Source organism: Sphingobacteruim zhuxiongii (assembly GCF_009557615.1).
Classification (GTDB): Bacteria; Bacteroidota; Bacteroidia; order Sphingobacteriales; family Sphingobacteriaceae; genus Sphingobacterium; species Sphingobacterium zhuxiongii.
On sequence record NZ_CP045652.1, the window covers coordinates 2,717,741 to 2,735,994 of the forward strand.

Below are 18,254 nucleotides of genomic sequence, written 5' to 3' on the forward strand. Positions count from 1 at the left end.
AAAGCTAATGGATAAGGAGAAGCAAAATAGGACCCGAATTATTGGAATTCGTGTAACCATTGAAGAATTTCAACAATTAGAAAACAGTAGGAAACGATCGACAAGTAGAAAGTTGAGTGAGTATCTTCGATCCCTTCTGCTGCGTAAACCCATTGTTAAATATTACCGTAATCAGTCAATCGACGAGAGCATGACCCTACTTATTCAGCTGCGAAATGAGCTGAATGCCATTGGCGTCAACTTGAATCAAGCGGTAAAGAAACTATACCTCTTCCCGCAGCAGACAGATCTGCAAGCTTGGATACGCAATCAACAACTGCAAAACAGGATAATCGCCGATAAAATACAGGAAATAAAGCTCGTCATTAAAAAAATGGGGGAAGTATGGTTGCAGTCATAAAAACCGGAAGCTCCATTCGACGGATATTTCTGTACAATGAAAACAAAGTTATGAGGGGCGTAGCAGAATGCCTTGCTGCGATAAACTACCCGATGGATGCGCAGGAGATGACCGCCGCCATGCGCCTGAATCGGTTATTGCAGCAAACGGCATTAAACAGCAAGGTTACCCGAAATAGCGTTCATATTTCCTTAAACTTTGATCCCTCGGACAAAGATTTATCCCCAGAGAGGTTAGTCGAGATCGCGAAGGTTTATATGGCTGGCATTGGCTTCGCAGCGCAGCCGTTCCTGATTTACCAACACCATGATGCCGCTCACCCTCATATTCACCTGCTGAGTACCGAGGTACGTTCCGATGGCAGTCGCATCGACATGCACAACATCGGCCGTCATCAATCCGAAAAGATCCGTCAATTCATCGAGCTAAATTTTCACTTGATAAAAGCGGAAGACAGCAAGCTAAAGACGACACATCGGCCAAAATCAATCGATGTTACTAAGGTGCATTACGGCACTAGCCAGACCAAAGCATCCATTCAGAATGTGTTGGAGGCGGTGTTGGATACTTATAATTTCAGCAGTCTATTTCAGTTGAATGCCATTCTTCGTCAGTATCATATCCTAGCGGACCGTGGAAGTGAAAACTCCAGATCTTACCGGCATCAGGGTTTAAGCTTTCGCTTGCTAGATGATCAGGGCATACCCGTAGGGGTACCCATCAAGGCTAGTTCGTTTTATAACAACCCTACTTTAGTCAATTTAAAGCGTCGGTTTAAACGCAATGAAGCTTCGAGAAAACAGCTTAAAATAAAAAGTATCCATGCCATAAGCCAAGTGATGCAGGGCAATATACGATCGCTAGCGGGTTTGAATAGCAAGCTGCTGCAGCAAGGTATACAGTTGCTCATTCGCCAGAATACCAACGGCGATATTTATGGGTTGACTTATATAGATCATAAGAATCGTTGCGTTTTTAACGGCAGTGAGCTCGGGAAATCTTACAGCGCCAAGGCCATTTTAGCGAAATTTATGCTGCACACAGAGCAACCCCTGCGCTTCAAGCAATTGCCCCACAGGAACGAAAAACTAGTCCAACCCACACTTCGACCTTCAGAGGTGAACGCATTTGACAGGAATTATCAGCTGTTATTAGGAAGTGTGACGGATATGCTCAACGATTTATGGTATTCCAGCTTACCCAATGAATACTTGCCCAATCCATGGAGGGCACCAAAGAAAAAGCGAAAGAAATCATTACGCCAATAATTAAAAGGCTCCGATAAGTTCGGATCGAACCCATATATGACAACCTTAACACTTTCATCATGGCTTTACAAACTGGAGAAAATGAACAAGCACTTCGTAAAATCATTGACTTAACGCGATGGATTGCAATAGCGTCACTCCTCCTCCATTTCTATGAGATTGGATATGCCGTTTTTAAGCAAGCGAAATGGCAGCACGATTTTCTCGATCGCATCCTGTTGAACATTCGCGCAACGGGTCTATTTAATCGATCCTTGACAGCCAAACTACTCGCGCTAGCATTTCTATTGATCTCCTTGCTAGGCGCCAGGGGACGAAAGAGCGAAAAATTAAGCCTACGCAAGGCCATATGGACGATGTCAGTAGGTTTAGGGGGCTATTTCTTAAGTGAGCTTAGCTGGTTAGCAGCGGCGAGTTTCGCCACTCGGTTTTATGCTTATGTTCTCATCACCTCGATCGGCATGTTGACATTTTTAGCAGGCGCAACCTGGATTTCAAAAATCATATATTCCTCCATCAATCAGCAAGATATATTCAATCATCAAAACGAGACGTTTCCCCAACAAGAGGACTACTTAACAAATGAATATTCCATTAACCTTCCTGCGACCTATCGCTTGAAAAATAAGTGGCGTAAGAGCTGGATTAATATTATCAATCCGTTTCGAGGGATATTAGTACAGGGAACACCCGGATCCGGGAAATCATACTTTATCATTCGACACATCATCTCTCAGCAAATTCAGAAAGGCTTTAGCATGTTCATTTATGATTTCAAATTCGATGACCTCAGCACGATAGCCTACAATCATCACCTCCAATATAAGCGCACTCATGGGGGTGCAATCACGTTTTACAGCATCAACTTCGACGATTTGTCGCGATCACATCGATGTAACCCGCTCGATCCTGTCACGATGATAGATATCACCGATGCGGCAGAAAGTGCTCGAACCATATTGTTGGGTCTAAATCGCGAATGGATTAAGCGCCAAGGGGATTTCTTTGTCGAATCGCCCATTAATTTTTTAACAGCTATTATTTGGTATTTACGCTGTTATCGCGAGGGCGAGTTCTGCACACTCCCCCATGTGATTGAGCTGTTACAGCTAGACTACGATACGCTATTCTCCATTCTACGCGTGGAAAATGAAATTGACGTGCTTATTAACCCTTTTATAACCGCCTACTTAAATGATGCTATGGAGCAGCTGGAGGGACAGATCGCTCGACAAAAATTGCTTTGGAGAGGATTTCTTCGCCCCAACTTTATTATGTGTTATCGGGAAACGATTTTACCCTAGATATTAACAATCCCAAGGAGCCCAAAATCGTCACCATGGGCAACAATCCACAAAAGATCCATATTTTCGGCGCAGTGTTATCCCTATATATCAATAGGCTCGTCAAATCGGTAAATCAGAAAGGACTAATGAAGTCGAGCCTCATATTTGATGAGTTTCCTACGATATACCTCAACAACATTGATAGTTTGATCGCTACAGCCAGAGATAACCTGGTATCAACCTGCATCGCTGTTCAAGATCTCAGCCAGCTTCGCAAAGACTACGGTCGTGAACTTTCTGACGTCATCATGAACATTTCCGGAAACTTAATTGCTGGTCAGGTGAATGGCGACACAGCAAGGCAATTGGCAGAGCGATTTGGAAAAATTATGCAGGACCGAGAGAGCTATTCTTTAAACAGTAGCGAGACCTCCATTAGCCGCTCTAAGCAATTGGAAAATGCCATCCCTGCCTCTAAAATTTCTTCCTTGAGCTCAGGGGATTTCGTCGGGATGGTCGCCGATAATCCAACAGATCGAATAGACCTCAAGATATTTCATGCTTCTGTTCGCCTTCAGCATGAGGAAATAAAGGAAGAAATTAGTAGCTACGAAAAGTTGCCTATTGTTCGGCAGATTACTCCAGGCCAAGTAAACTCAAATTATCTTCAAATAAAAAAAGACATTCAGGAACTCGCATTCCAGGAGATACAACGTATATCCAACACGCCCACACTCTCTTATTTAATAGTAAGAAAGCGCCACTAACTGAGCTGTTACATTTTATAGGGTTGGGCAGGCCGCTTGATGGTCCCTAAGCAGCAAATGTTTATAAGGGTTGGTTTGCATCGCCTCAAATTTTCACAGCTCATCAATAATGACTATGGTGCAACGCTAGGTATACCTTAATATCTACTCAAGGCATACATACCTCGAAACGGTCGTTCCTTTCACTCATTCGGGGTGAAAGTTCAAAAAATGCCGTCTGATGGCAGACGGCATTAGAATAAAAAACATATACACTCCTATTCTGCTTTAGAATTAAGATTTGTATCGGCGAGTGCCGTTAAGTTCTCATCGCAGGCTTTTTCCTCTTTAAGTGTCTGAAGGAGGAATTTTAAGGCCTCTTTATGGCTTAGCACTTTTGCAAAAGCGGCTAAAGTGCCATAGGTAGCGATCTCGTAGTGTTCCACTTTTTGCGAAGCAGCAATAATGCCTGCATCACGAACAGCACCAATTGCAGTTTCTTCCATGATACCCTCACCTTCTTCCAAAAGTCCTGCCATAGCATCGCATTTCACCGCTTCTGCCTTTACGCCGATGGATTTAAATACATCGTCGAGGCGGGAAACGTGTTCTTTGGTCTCCTTCAAATGCGAAGCGAGGGCAGTTTTCAATGCTTTCGAGCTGGCATTTTTCTCCATCTTCGGCAAAGCCTTAACCAACTCTTTCTCCGCCCAATAGATATCTTTTAATCCATCTTCGAACAAATCCTGTAAGTCCTTTGCGGCATCAGCTTTTGCTTTCACTTTCGTTTCTTTGTTTGCTGCGCTTCCGCTAGTTTCTTTTTTTGTAGTTGCCATATCGTTTTTACATTAGTTGATTTATTGAAGAACAGTTGGTCTAGTCATTTAGTTCGCATTTCTGCTGATTTTTTTATTGTTTCGATGATCTTCAAACAATCAATTGTTAAACATGTTATACTTAGCGCACATTAACTCGAAACACATGATACATCAGTTGAACCCTACCATTCTAGTTGATACGCCATTAGGCAAGGGGCACGCAGTTTTTATTATTGACTATGGGATGCATCAAAATTCCTGCTGGATTGTTGCTTTAGAGGAAAATGGAGTGATAAAGCATTTTGACAGTAATGATGTCATTGTCTGCAGAAATTTCACTTATCATATTAACAATTGCGGTAACAGTTTTCAAAAAAATCAATGAATTCGAATTGATCCGCTGTAGATTTCAACGCATTGGAATTCGAAACAAAAATTGGAGACTAATAAGGCATGATTAACCATTCTATAAATACGTTTAAATATCAGCAGTTATGACAAAGAGAGCGTTGAGGTAAACAGTTAATTAAATAGATCGGCGAACGCGATTGGCGCCTTTAGAAGTTTTTATAAACGGAAAGGAAACCTACGCTATCCTGAAAATTGATAGCACAAAACGTCGTTCGGTAGTTGGATTTTCCAAAACGTATATCAAGGAGACACGGATATACGGTTGATTCAAACAATGTTGAGATGACGTTTAGGCATTTAGCTTGATAGTAGAAAGCTCCACATCGATCCAAGTCAATAAGTCTCCTAACACCAATACGTCTTCATCCTCTTCAAGATCATCCAAATATGCCCAAATATTACCTTCTACTTTCTTCGGTCTTCCATTGTCGAGTACATGATAACCCTCACGGATCAATTTTTCCAAGAAAATTTTTTTCATATTCAATAAACCCCTTTGGAAACGAATAGTTTGCTCGAGATATGGAATAGCCAGTAATTTAATATACGAATCCGCAGCAAAGTATCCACTGATAGTAAACAATCTAATCACATGATTTAGCATATAGGTTGTCGTAGCTATTTAGTGAATCCGCTCGATTAATCACCCCGAGTGTGGTTTGAGAATTATCGAAATACGCTAGGAATGAGAAATTAACTCGCCGGAGCACGATTGGCTAATAACTAGCTGAATCACAAGCGTTGATTATAGGGGGATTTAGAGCTCTTGCCTAGTTATTATCTTTCATAGATTGAATGTTCAATGGTACAAGATATGGTAAATTATTGTTTAGTATTTTTTCAACGTGAAGGTTAAAAAACTTTAATTATGGTTTACCGTTAGCATAAATTATGCGGGTAAAATGGATCTATTTCAATGATCATTGTATCGTCAAGCAGAAAAACATTATAAATGTACGTTACATTCGCTGTCTCATGAAAAACAAATAGAGTATTTTTATGCGATTCGTACGTTCGTTTCATTAATTCTTTCTTGCCCAGCTACGACATTTTAAGTGATATGGACTTTTACTTTAATATCGTCTTCGACTCCTGATCTACGCACAAATAAACCTGCTACACCATCATTTAATCCAATAATTCCAAATCTCTTTGTGTGGTTACCGAATTGAAATTTTCGCTATTGGATTGTACGTTTTAAATAAAATATTTTGTCATCGAGCAAATGCTCTTAGGTTTGAACAATGCTGTTCCAACATTCATTTTCAAAATCAAAAGCTGAAGATAGGAGGAAAATTGCCTGACACACTACAGAACGCATCTTGTCAAACATCCGGAAAAAGAAAAAAATAGCAGTTGAAAATGCAGAAACTAGAAGAGATGGATGAACTGATCGGTTTCAGAAAGCGTCAGCAGGGCTTGATTATTTTACATAAGGTAATAGAATATCAAAATTCTATTTTTTTCGAAATCGCTTTCTCAGCAAGTTAGTAAGCAGTATAGAAGCTGGGATCTTCATAATTTTTTAAGTTATGTCTCAGGACATTTTGCTTAAAAATTCAGTGTTTTTATTCCAAGAGCTGATTTGCTGCAACCGATGCTGCACTACTTGGACATTCAATCCCAACAATACCCAAATTAAGAGGCGACGCTGTGTCCAAATGACGAATAATAATTTCGGCTCTCTCCCCTCTTCAACTAAGTTGTCGCTTCATACTTGACTGATGTGGAGGAACCTAATGCCTTCCTCGGTAATACCGAATTCCACGCCAAAAGGCTCAACGCGCACAATCAGGCCATCCCGCTCTAATGCGCTTAAACATTCGTCAAATCCAGGAAATGATTCGATGCTACCGAGCAATTTTCGATCGTGGATTATTTGAAGAATAACCGCTTTTAATGATAGATTTTTCATAATGCACTTTTTATAAAAGTTAACAAACAATGGAATTTTAACAATCGATCTAAACGGAGTATTAGGTGTTTCGTACTAGAAAAAATAGATTGGAGTATATTAAAGATAGTCTTTTATTTCAAAGTTTGAAAGATTAATCGATCGGCCAACATATTGTAGATGATTAATGAGCTTCAATTAAGTTAAGCGATATTGAATTAATTATTTTATAATTAGGCAAACAGATGTTCGACTTCATTGTTATTTAGCTGACATTATTACAACCCATGATTGAAGCTCGTAATTTCAATTCGTTATAGCCCCTAAAATTGGGGCTATTTAATTTTCTCCCGTACCACTTATTATTAAAGTACCTTCAAATTGATTCTTTGTGTTAACTGATAGCACAATATTTTTCGATCTGGCAAACGGCTCTCTATTTTTTCATAAAAATAATTTATCCAACACTGAGGGGGATTTCTTCACTTCCTTTGTTAATATTAGGTGCTTCAGCACTTTCCATAAATAATTGACTACAAGACATTAAACTACTTTTTTTTATTCCAATATAATATTGATAATTTTGCTGATGCATTAGTAGTATGATGCAAAAGTGTAAAAGCGTCTCGTTAGCCTATTAATGGGGCGCTAATTTTGTTCTGTTGCATGCTACTGTTATAATTCACGGGTACACGTTGCCTCAAGAAAGAAAAAATGCCCCATATAGGGGCTGGCAATGTTAACTATCATATTAAATATCTTCGATTCGACTAATTGATATTAGGCTGGTATACATAGGATCGATTTCTTACGCATCGAATATTCAAACCATCGGTTTTAACTCTATTGAGATTATTGGACACACTCATCGTTGAACCCGATGAAGAATTATTCGTAATTCTAAAATAATTTGCGTTATTAGTAACAGATGCCTGATTGGATGTCCAGTAGTAAAGATATGATGGATTGCCGTTTCTTGTATTATATTCCGCAATCGTTTCACTTCCAGCACGTCGGTACCCAAGCATCAACATGGGTAAGCCGTTGGTATCGTTATCATACGGAGGAAAACCTCCAATCCCTAAGCGCGTATCAATATAGCGAACAGGGTCGGCCGATCTTGCATTCGACTTTCTGATGTCTTGCGTTGTACCGTTTGGAATCTTGTCTATAGTATTAAACTCAGCAGTTGTTGGCATTCTCCATCGACCTGCGGGATAAACTAAAGTACATGGATCGACCACGCCTGTATTCTGTCCATTTCCAGGCTTTGCTGCTTTCCAGTTGAAATACTCTCCACTATTGGAACCACCCGCTGAAACACCTTTCTCATAGACGTTTGAATTGTAATGTCTAAAGCCATATACTTTTGTCGCGTCGTTATAAAACAGATTATGATAGGCCCAATCCACATCACCTCCGGTATTATTCACATTTCTAAAGGTCGTTAAAAAATCGATTATAATTTTGTATCGTTTTCCGAGTTGCGGCGTAAAGGACTTGGTGAAATTAAAATTTAATTTACTACTGAATGTCCGAGCGATTCCACGATCAGTTGGAAAAGTCAGAGATGATAAAGATACGCCGTAAGAATTTATTGCTTGCGAAGGATTAATGGTATAGAAGGTTTGCGTTCGAATGGTGTCATTTTTTGATGAAACCGTTGATGCGGTATTCACAACACTCGTATTGGTTACACTTCCGTAACTTGTGTAAAGACCTTGCTTCAGGTCAAAGTTTCCCGCCACATAAATCGGTAGGTTTGCTATGCCCACTAATGCAGATATTTTATCGAACATGCCGCGACCACTAAAGACTACGTCGATAATAGCTGTCTGTCTTTTGAATAAAATATTGACTTTGTTATTGTCGTTAACGGTATTTGAAGTTGTTATTTCTCCAGAAGCATAGAGCAAGCCACTGACATTCGTATTGGCTAGATTGAAATTTGCTTGCGTAGGATTCGCTGGAATAGCAGGAAAGATATCAGCGTTAGTATCATATGAGTAAGCTTTCCATTTGTATTTTGCGTTTCTATTTGCCCCTGCATACGACGGAGTCGTTACCCCAACAGTTCCATCCATTGCTGTGATAAATTTATCATCCTTGTCAAATAAAAGAACTCGATATTTTCTATTATTCTGCATCGTTGTTTTTGCAGATGATGCTCCTATACTTGCTTTAGCCTCGTTGCTAGATGAACTAGCTGCCGTAGATGAGTTTTCCTCGTAGATGGATGCTACAACCTCAAAAGGCTGATCTTTTAATTCATATACTTCCTGCTGCAATAGCTTCAAAGAAGGTTTGTTACCAGTGGATGTAGATTTTATGGTTGATCGCCCTGCTCCACTGCTTGCGGACAACTCTGATTCAACTGCATCTACAGCAAAAGATATCCCTTGTGCCCCTTGTTCAACCGGTTTCTGTTCAACATCTTTCGAGCAGCCTACAAGCTGAAAACTAGCATAGATAAGTGCCGCAAGAAGGATAACCTGAAAAGACTTGTCATTCATAGATATGATATATTAGTGATGTGTGTGTTAAAAACGCACAAAACTAGAATATTGACTAACCAAAACGGAAAACACCTGGCCAAAAATTTCTCAATGTAGTTGCATAGCTACCTATTTAAGTATTCGCACTTAATTCCTGAAAATTCATGGCATGAGTGCTTACTTTTGCAGCCGCATTACACAATCACTAAGTATTAGTATGAACAAATTATTTTATAATTCCCCTAAAATAAATAGTCAGGAAGTCGAACTGGAAAGCAGCATAGCGGCCGGATCAACGAAGGTTTCTTTTGGTGGAGACAACCCAACCTATCAGCCCGAGATCGAAGATTGGCAAGATCAAACCGAGCGATCTAGCGGTGGATTTACCCTGTAAACTGTACATTGCGCAAGCCCATCCGGTTGCTCATTTCCGAAAAAAAATTAGTACCAAAACGTCTGGGGTGAATCCAAAATTCTCGTCAGCGATGCTGAATTTGTTTAAATTTATGGAGCTTGCTCCCGATGATTTTCATCAAGAGCTGCTTATAAAACGAGGGCATGTTAACCATCACTCATAAGCAGCTTCTCAAAAACGCACAACAATAAACAAGGATATTTCGGAAGAATCAAACGCTGACGAACATTATCGATTTCTCAACATATCAAGCACATCATCCTAGCGTACACAACGAATATTATATTGACGATAATTCAAATTATCTGCAACCGTTGAGGTATAACCGTTATTCGTGCCAAAGTCATGTCGAAAGTAGATGGCGACTTCCCCATTCGTTTTCGATGTTTTGCTAGAGGTCCACAGGTATAGGTAGTTGGGCATTTCCAGTGCCGAAAGCGACGAGTTATACTTTCCATCGAACTTTAATTTCAAGAAATTCGTATTAGATTTATTTTTATATTTCACGTATCGGGTCGACGCATCACCAATCACGTCATATCCCAGCTCCTCAGTCGTATTCGCTTGATTCGCTAAATTCCCAAAATCGGCATCCGTAGGTAGGCGCCAGACGCCTTCTGGCTTCACTAATTTACAGGGATCATCTCCTGTACTTAACCAGTTGCTTCTCCGCTGGTTGGGAAGTAAACTCATCCAGTACCAATAATCCGAAGCAGCATAATTTTGCGTGAATTTGTCCGGATATTCCAGCAAGCCATAACTATTGAGATTCCTAAAATAATTATAACTGCAATCTTCCCGAAATTTATAACTGGCCGACGACCCATCATAGTAAAGATTCGCTTTGGACCAGGTGACACCTGCAATTGTAAATCCTCCTTCCAAAAAGTTGATAGTAGCCAATGATGTTCGGCCAATAGCAGGCGAATAACCGCAAAAATCTACCGTCTTGCTTGTCGAATTATTGATGAGTTGGCGCGAACCACCCGACTCATACTTAACGGTTAGTTCAGTCAAGTTAATGGTAAAGGCTGCATGGCTTGTATTTGGGAAAGCATGATAATATGCAACTTGCAGGCGCCCTTTCGTTTGATCTTTATCCTTCGTGAAACTCAAGGGAAGCTGCTGCAACTCCAGCCTATTTTGAGCTGCACCCATCGTTCCACGCTTTAGATCGAAGCTACCAGTTTGCACAACATAGCTTGACGCAAATTTGGCCGTCACAGAAACAATATCCGCATTTAAACCGCGGACGTCTAAGTCAATTTGCACCTTTGCAAGTTCATGTTTAAAAACAAGGTCTAAGGCCTGTTCCCCAGCGACGGCAGTAAAGTTACCCGAGGTATAGAGCAGTGGCTGATCGAACCGACTGTTTACGCTGGGGTTATTCATATCCAAGACCGTCGGAAGTACTTCAGGAGAATTGAAAGAATAGGCATACCAGCGGTAATGTACCCCCTGACTTAATGAGATTGTCGTCGACACCCCCGACACCAAATCAACCGCCTGATCAAAACGCTCCGAATTGTTCACCACGCGGTAAAGCAACATGCGGTAGGCAACGCCATTTTCTAACTTAATTAAGGACGAATAAGTTTTAATAATTTCACTCTTTTTTTCTCCAAGACTACCTTGCAGTTGCTTAGCGCTTCCCAAAGCCTCCCGTTCACTTGCCACACTTAACAGCTCCGAGTGAGCAGCAACCAGCGATTGGGACAAGCCTCGATTAACAAGACTTGGATTACTGACTTCACTTGCGCGCAGCGCACCGCCAGAAAAAACGACCGCTGTAGACTCGTAAACGTTTGATTCCATTCGTAGAATCGATAGTTCTGTCTGCTGATTATCCAGCGCATCTTGTTTCGAAGTACAGGAAAATAACATCAGCGGTACGGCCAAAAATAGGATTAAAAAGTTTCGTAGGTTTATAGTTTCCATGTTCAATAGCTTAAATCAATACCACATTTAAAAATCTAGGTTCTTCTTCACCTCTTCAACCTCCATTTCAATTACATCTGGTTGTAAGGCAGATTCCTTAGCAGGGATGATTTTTGGAGAGCTCGCAGCAAGGCAAGTTTCAAGTTCCACGACATTAATATCAATCAGAGGGGTCGAATAAGGACGCTTTTTCTTTTTCATAGCGTATTAATAATTATATTTTAGTAGATGGACATTCGTCCGTTTATATACACGTTGTAGATGGCTCCAAATAATCCTGTACACGCTCCCCTGTTTCAGGCGAATACTTCTTCAACCCATTTGGCTTTTCAATGAGCATAATGATCGAACAATATTACCAGCACTTCGCTAGCGGAAAAATGATAGGAATCACAAAAACAAATCAATTATTTAATTACAACAAACAAACTGTCCTATAGGGATATTTTTAAGAAATTTAGTGCTTTTATTTTCTAATAAATTTATTTATTGTCAACTGAACACTACAGGATTTCCCTCAATAAACTAACCAGCCTTAGTGTGTTACCAAGCGATTGTTGCAAAAATTTAGAAAAACAAGATCTTCAAGAAAAAAAGGACAGCGAAGACAACTCGACACCTAATTCTACGTGACAACAAAAATCACGGAATTAGCCCTGAAATAATTCTATGCCTGCCAGATCGATGGCGCGTCGACCAAGCCCCAATGCGAGGATCTGCAAAGTTGCCAAAAAGATCTAGGCAGCTATGCCTACTATAGCATTGACGAGCTTCAGATTAACGACGTCGATAGCTTATACATTGTGAACGAAGGTGAAAAATTAATCATCAAACCGCAGCTATCCTCTACTATGCAAAACAAAATTGATCCTTCAGATTACACTTTTGAATGGTTCATTGGTATTGAAAGCGGTACGCAGGGCATTGCCCCACGATTTTTTTCGAACACCATCAACTTAGACACCGTATTAGACCTCAGCTTGGGCGAAATTGAAATGTACCTTCGAGTGACAGATAAAAAAAGTGGAATATTTGCACTAAAGACATTTAAGCTTGCAATGACAAACCAGGGGTACGAAGGTTGGTTAGTGCTAAACGATGACGATGGCAACGCACGTATAGACATGGTCAATGTGTATAAGGGAAATAATCGGGTTTATACCGACATCATTAACGAAATGGGAGGAAACTTCGCCATCAATGGTCGTCCCATAGCGATAGTTACAGCAAGAACAAACGATGTTTATGAAGGATTCTTGAATTATGTCCTCACTAATGAAGGTGGATATGCCTTCAATTATGATAATTTCAATAGTGAAGCAACTTACGACTTCAAAAACACGCTCCCAAACACCTCATTTAACGATTTTTCCGACAGCAGACTGGAAGCTGCAGGTCCAATGTTTGAAGTCCTTCACACCAATGGATCGGTTTTCCTAAAACCTTACGCCTACGAATTTCGCCCCGCGATCAATCGAGTCAACGAACAAACCTTTCGAGCCTCACCATTTGTCGCAGCATCCGACAAGTCCTATCAACCCATATGCATCCTCTTTAATCAGGACAACAATGCTTTTTATCGATATCCTGGAACAGGAATCAACTGCTTCCCCTTACTCTTTCCGGAAATAGATACGAATCAGAAAAAACTTCTTTACATGACCTATACAAAGTACAACGGAGGTGAAGTATTCGCTGTACTACAAGACTCGATAACGCAGAAAGTATTTCTGGCGCGCATGTTATTAAGCGGGCAGTTCCTATCCTTCGATGAAATTACCGGAGAATCGATTACAAAGGCAGAGAATTTTGCCGTTAGTCCCACATTTGGCTATTTATTTTACAGCGTAAAAGGTCGATTGTATGAGTTCGATTTCTCCAATAAAAAGACGTATAAAATGCTCGACTTATCAGATAAACAAATAACGATGTTAAAGTTTCCGAAGCTACATTTAACGGGACTTAAAGATCAGTATATGCAAATGCAGTACGATTTGGCACTAGCCTCTCATGATGTAAAAGTCCCAAGAAAAAGCGGCGAATTTTCTGTTTATACGGTACCAAGTATTAATAGGCCAATTCAATTACAATCAAGCTTTCGCGGTTTCGAAAAAGTCGTTGATGTTGCCTACAAAGAGCGATTCTAAGCAACAAGTATTCAGAAAGTGAAACAGGGCTTATTTCCTGTTCAATACACAAATGAGCCCATTCAACTTAAGTCGACTTCGAGTTAAACAACAATCAACTTTTGTATATTTTCTCCATGATAATTTTAAAAATTTAACTTGGTCGTGAAAAAATTGCTGGATAGCTCTATGTACTCCCAGGGAGAAAGGTCCTAACAAAAATAGCACATAAAAACATCATTAAACGCTATGAGCATTAATAGCAGAGATAACACTTGCAAAAAACCTGCGTGCTTACTTAATCCTTGGAGTAAATGAGATGAAGGTACTGTTCGATCGATAAATTCAGAATTTGCCATCCAAAATATAACAGGTACCTATATTAAGTCGCCATAAAAACCGCTCAAACAAAGGTATCTATGAAGAATTAAATATATTAAAAAACTACGTCAAAAATCACTTTAAAACTGCGTTAAAAAGCACTTCGTAAGCGACAAGGATCAATCCTTTTATTAATGATATAAATTAATTAAATAATCCACTAGACCTTTAGCGCCAGCTAACGTTCTATCCAAAAAAAGCGGCTTCATGAAGGAAATGCCAAGTTTTACACAGATATTAACGAAATAGAACGACGGAACGACGATTAATGTGTTGACCGAGAAAAATTATTGGATTGAAATCAGTTATACAACCAATAAATATTGGGGTTCCAAACTTGACGCATCAACAACTGACCCAAAAACAGCAGCTTGCAAGCACCTTCCTCTAGTACGAAAGACAGTCGAAAATTGAAACGATGAGTAGCCGTCGCAGTATTAGTTTGATAATCAGTGTTGTCGCAATTCAATTTTTGCAATCTCAAAAAAAATGGTAGTTGTATAGAAGCTGAAAAATTCTAAAATATTGATTTCGATTCCGAAAAAAATCTCTTAATTTATGTTCACGGAGAAATTATCTTGAAAAATTTACGGCGTCAAACGCTCGAAAAACACCTCGATAAATTTATAAAATAATTTTAATAGGCGTCATGGATGGATGCATATGAGGATTTTCTATTAGAATATAACTCCGAAAAAGTACCTCTGAACATCGGTTAAACTAATAAATAAAACCTAACCATAATGTTTGTCGAGGCAACTTTTTCCCTGAACCTAAACAATTCCATACGATAAAAACAAATGATTGAGCAAATTCTGTTTAAATATTTATTCCTTACAATTACGATCAAACAAAATCCGTAATAAGATTATTTTATATACGGATAAAACGCTATTGATAAGCAAAAATTAATAAGACATATGCACAACATCTTCATCATTGTTTACATATAAACTAAAAATCTTTAAATTTAGTTTATATATATACTATAAAATTTATATATTTGTTCAACAATAATCTAGAATGAACTATCAACTTATTAAAGATGTACTTGAACTTGTTGAAGAGTTCGAAGTAAGTACAGATTCTTCTCCCCATGCTGATATTGAAAGTTTTAAACAATGGCTGGTGAAGAATACCCATTACAACTCAGTGGATGCAGATCCCAATTGGGAGGGGAAAGTAAATGGAAGAAGTAAAGAGAGTATCATAAGTACGCTAATTGTACATATGAATAGATTCGGCAAGAATTATTCGAAGGCGGCAATTCTTGGATCAGAATTTACTTCACAAGAGGATTTTATTTATTTGATAAACCTAAGAGCATTTGGAAAAATGACGAAGATGGAACTGATCAAGAAAAATGTTCATGAAAAACCCATCGGTATATTGATTATCAATAGGCTAATGCTTAAAGGTTGGATAATTCAAGAGAAAAATGATTCTGATAAAAGAAGCAAAATTATCAGTATTACGAATGAAGGAATTGAGGCATTGGAAAATCAAATGATTAAGATTCGTCAAGCTACAAATATCGTTAGTGGCGATTTATCCGAAAAAGAGAAAACTGAGCTAATCAGGTTATTGAGTAAATTAAATGATTTCCATCTTCCTATTTACGAAAAAAATATCGATTCAAGTCAACTACTAGAAGTCGGATTAAGTAGCAGCCTAAAAAAATAATATAAATAAACTATGCCATTACGTCAACTTCGATTCGAAAAGAAAAATATGCATGTAACTTACAACCTCAATAAATTATGAGAAAAAAAATAGCCATTATAGGTTCTGGATTTTCTGGTTTATCAGCTGCTGCTTACGCAGCGAAATTTGGATGTGAGGTTCATGTTTTTGAGCAACACAGTCAACCTGGAGGTAGAGCAAGGCAGTTTTCAACGAATCAAGGTTACGTTTTCGACATGGGACCAAGTTGGTATTGGATGCCGGATATCATAGAAAGCTTCTTTACAGATTTTGAATTTAAAGCTGCCGATTTTTATCGTTTAGAATCGTTAGACCCGCAATTCGAAATGATTTTTTCAGATGATAAAATCAATATTCCAAAAGATTTTGATGACTTGAAATCATTATTTGAAGAAATAGAAAGCGGTGCCGGATTGCACTTGGAAAAATTCATGACTTCCGCAAAGTTTAAATACGAAGTCGGCATGAAAGAATTTGTAAATAAACCGTCTTATAGCTGGCTAGAATTTGCTTCTTACAAAATTGCAAAAAGCTCTCTTAAATTGGATTTGCTGTCCAATTTTAAAGACTACGTCGGCAAGTATTTTAAAAACGATAAACTGCGCACGTTGATGGAGTTTCCTGTTATATTCTTGGGGGCTTCACCTGACAAGATACCAGCTTTATATAGCTTAATGAATTATGGAGGCTATGGCTTAGGCACACATTATCCTATGGGTGGTTTTTATCAAGTTGTTTTAGCCATGAAGAAAGTTGCAGAGATACAAGGTGCAGTTTTTCATTTCAATCATACGGTTGAGAAAATAAACGTGCAAAAAGACAAGGTGACCTCCCTCATGATCAACGGAGAGTTACATGATTTTGATGCCGTAGTTGCCTCTTCCGACTATCATCATTCAGAATCGCTTTTGCCAGAAGAATTTCGAAATTATAATGAAGAATATTGGAAATCTCGAACATTTGCTCCCTCCTGTCTGATTTATTATTTGGGGATTAGCGAACAAATAACAAAACTAAAGCACCATACTCTATTTTTCGAAAATGATTTAGATGAGCATATCAGATCAATTTATAAAGAAAAGAAATGGCCTGAAAAACCCCTATTTTATGCATGTTGCCCATCTAAAAGCGATCCAAGTGTTGCTCCAAAAGGTAAAGAGAATTTGTTCCTATTAATGCCTTTAGCGATAAACATCAACGATGATGAAGCTACCAGAGAACGATACTTAAAGGACATGTTGAATCGGTTAGAGCGACATACCGGAGTAAGTGATTTAATCTCAAAAATCGAATATAAAAAAAGCTATTGTGTTAAGGATTTTATGGCAGATTATAATGCGTATGGTGGCAACGCCTACGGATTAGCCAATACGCTCAAACAAACAGCGGTTTTGAAACCTAAAATCAAAAATAAAAAGCTCAACAATTTATTTTACACGGGGCAATTAACTGTCCCTGGTCCTGGCGTACCCCCAGCGATTATTTCCGGAAGAATAGTTGCTAACGAAATTATAAAACTAAATCTCAAAACTATATGAAACAATTATTTGATGAACTTTCTTACTCCGTAAGCGAAATAATTACGAAAAAATATAGTACAAGTTTTTCTTTAGGAATCTTAGCGCTAAAACCTAGTATAAGACCAGCTATTTATGCTATTTATGGATATGTTCGTTTAGCAGATGAAATTGTCGACAGCTTCCATGGATACGACAAAGAAAAACTTTTAAAAAGGCTAAGGATAGAGACTGAAAATGCAATAAATGAACGAATATCTATCAATCCTATCTTGAATTCCTTTCAAGAAATTGTAAATCGATATGAAATAGATAAGAAATTGATTGAACAATTTTTACATAGCATGGAAATGGATTTAAAGAACATTGATTACAGCACTGAATTGTTCAAAGAATATATTTTTGGCTCCGCGGAAGTCGTTGGTTTGATGTGCTTACAAGTATTTACTGAAGGAAATAAAGAGAAATATGAAGAACTTAAACCATATGCAATGAAGCTAGGTTCTGCATTTCAAAAGATCAATTTTTTAAGAGATTTAAAGGATGACTATCATATTTTAGGAAGAACCTATTTCCCGAATATTGACATGAAAGTATTTGATAATCAAGTAAAACATCAAATTGAAAGAGAAACCGAAGAGGAATTCAAAGAAGCCTTAGTTGGGATTAAAAAGCTTCCCAATTCCGCGATGTTTGGTGTCTATTTAGCTTATAAATACTATTTATCGCTATTACATAAAATAAAAAGAAAGTCCTCAAAGGAAATTCTCAACAATCGAATACAGGTACCCAATTCAATAAAAGCCTATGTTGCCTTTAAAAGTTATGTAAGATATAAAACAGCTAATCTATAAT

At 38.5% G+C, this 18,254-nt stretch carries 15 protein-coding genes; 9 read left to right on the forward strand and 6 right to left on the reverse strand.

Annotated elements, in window-relative coordinates:
• The first annotated feature begins 7 nt into the window (after positions 1-7).
• Genes GFH32_RS11660 through GFH32_RS18570 form a run of 4 tightly spaced genes read left to right on the forward strand, consistent with a single transcriptional unit; the run spans position 8 to position 3,721 of the window.
• Positions 8-400, forward strand: a complete 393-nt coding sequence (locus tag GFH32_RS11660; protein ID WP_153511763.1) for a plasmid mobilization protein — start codon at positions 8-10, stop codon at positions 398-400.
• Positions 385-1,668: a relaxase/mobilization nuclease domain-containing protein gene (locus GFH32_RS11665; protein WP_153511764.1), complete on the forward strand. Its 1,284-nt coding sequence runs from the start codon at positions 385-387 to the stop codon at positions 1,666-1,668. Before GFH32_RS11660 ends, GFH32_RS11665 begins: the two co-directional genes overlap by 16 nt.
• Before the next feature lie 59 nt (positions 1,669-1,727).
• Complete coding sequence (locus GFH32_RS18565) at positions 1,728-2,972, forward strand: YWFCY domain-containing protein (protein WP_317162859.1); 1,245 nt, start codon at positions 1,728-1,730, stop codon at positions 2,970-2,972.
• On the forward strand, positions 2,945-3,721 hold the full coding sequence (locus GFH32_RS18570) for a TraM recognition domain-containing protein (protein ID WP_317162860.1): 777 nt from the start codon (positions 2,945-2,947) through the stop codon (positions 3,719-3,721). The genes GFH32_RS18565 and GFH32_RS18570 overlap by 28 nt, the downstream gene beginning before the upstream one ends.
• 257 nt (positions 3,722-3,978) lie before the next feature.
• Here GFH32_RS18570 and GFH32_RS11675 read toward each other — a convergent pair whose 3' ends face one another.
• From GFH32_RS11675 to GFH32_RS11690, 4 genes are all read right to left on the reverse strand, one after another.
• A complete protein-coding gene (locus GFH32_RS11675; RefSeq protein WP_153511765.1) occupies positions 3,979-4,536 on the reverse strand; it encodes a ferritin-like domain-containing protein in 558 nt (185 codons plus the stop codon).
• Positions 4,537-5,218: 682 nt separating this feature from the next.
• Positions 5,219-5,410, reverse strand: a complete 192-nt coding sequence (locus GFH32_RS11680; RefSeq protein WP_153511766.1) for a hypothetical protein — start codon at positions 5,408-5,410, stop codon at positions 5,219-5,221.
• A gap of 1,230 nt (positions 5,411-6,640) precedes the next feature.
• The gene (locus tag GFH32_RS11685) at positions 6,641-6,844 is read right to left on the reverse strand and encodes a hypothetical protein (RefSeq protein WP_153511767.1); all 204 of its coding nucleotides are present in this window, start codon (positions 6,842-6,844) and stop codon (positions 6,641-6,643) included.
• A 749-nt stretch (positions 6,845-7,593) separates the two neighbouring features.
• Entirely contained in the window at positions 7,594-9,336 is a 1,743-nt protein-coding gene (locus tag GFH32_RS11690) for an FISUMP domain-containing protein (protein ID WP_153511768.1), read from the reverse strand.
• 199 nt (positions 9,337-9,535) lie between these two features.
• Between GFH32_RS11690 and GFH32_RS11695 the strand changes: the two genes are divergently transcribed.
• A complete protein-coding gene (locus tag GFH32_RS11695) occupies positions 9,536-9,712 on the forward strand; it encodes a hypothetical protein (protein WP_153511769.1) in 177 nt (58 codons plus the stop codon).
• A 282-nt stretch (positions 9,713-9,994) separates the two neighbouring features.
• Here the strand turns inward: GFH32_RS11695 and GFH32_RS11700 are convergent, their stop codons facing one another.
• Entirely contained in the window at positions 9,995-11,671 is a 1,677-nt protein-coding gene (locus GFH32_RS11700) for a fibrobacter succinogenes major paralogous domain-containing protein (protein ID WP_153511770.1), read from the reverse strand.
• A 27-nt stretch (positions 11,672-11,698) separates the two neighbouring features.
• Positions 11,699-11,872, reverse strand: coding sequence for a hypothetical protein (locus GFH32_RS11705; RefSeq protein ID WP_153511771.1), 174 nt, complete (start codon positions 11,870-11,872; stop codon positions 11,699-11,701).
• A 515-nt stretch (positions 11,873-12,387) separates the two neighbouring features.
• On the opposite strand from GFH32_RS11705, the gene GFH32_RS11710 reads away from it, so the two are divergent.
• The 4 genes from GFH32_RS11710 to GFH32_RS11725 all read left to right on the forward strand — a co-directional run bounded on the left by GFH32_RS11710 (position 12,388) and on the right by GFH32_RS11725 (position 18,253).
• Positions 12,388-13,818, forward strand: coding sequence for a PKD-like family lipoprotein (locus tag GFH32_RS11710; protein WP_202111302.1), 1,431 nt, complete (start codon positions 12,388-12,390; stop codon positions 13,816-13,818).
• Between the two features lie 1,383 nt (positions 13,819-15,201).
• Positions 15,202-15,861, forward strand: a complete 660-nt coding sequence (locus GFH32_RS11715) for a MarR family winged helix-turn-helix transcriptional regulator (RefSeq protein ID WP_153511773.1) — start codon at positions 15,202-15,204, stop codon at positions 15,859-15,861.
• A gap of 77 nt (positions 15,862-15,938) precedes the next feature.
• Positions 15,939-17,420 carry a phytoene desaturase family protein gene (locus tag GFH32_RS11720; protein ID WP_153511774.1) on the forward strand — a complete coding sequence of 494 codons (1,482 nt, stop codon included), beginning with the start codon at positions 15,939-15,941 and terminating at the stop codon, positions 17,418-17,420.
• Positions 17,417-18,253, forward strand: a complete 837-nt coding sequence (locus GFH32_RS11725; protein WP_153511775.1) for a phytoene/squalene synthase family protein — start codon at positions 17,417-17,419, stop codon at positions 18,251-18,253. The genes GFH32_RS11720 and GFH32_RS11725 overlap by 4 nt, the downstream gene beginning before the upstream one ends.
• Position 18,254: the final 1 nt, after the last annotated feature.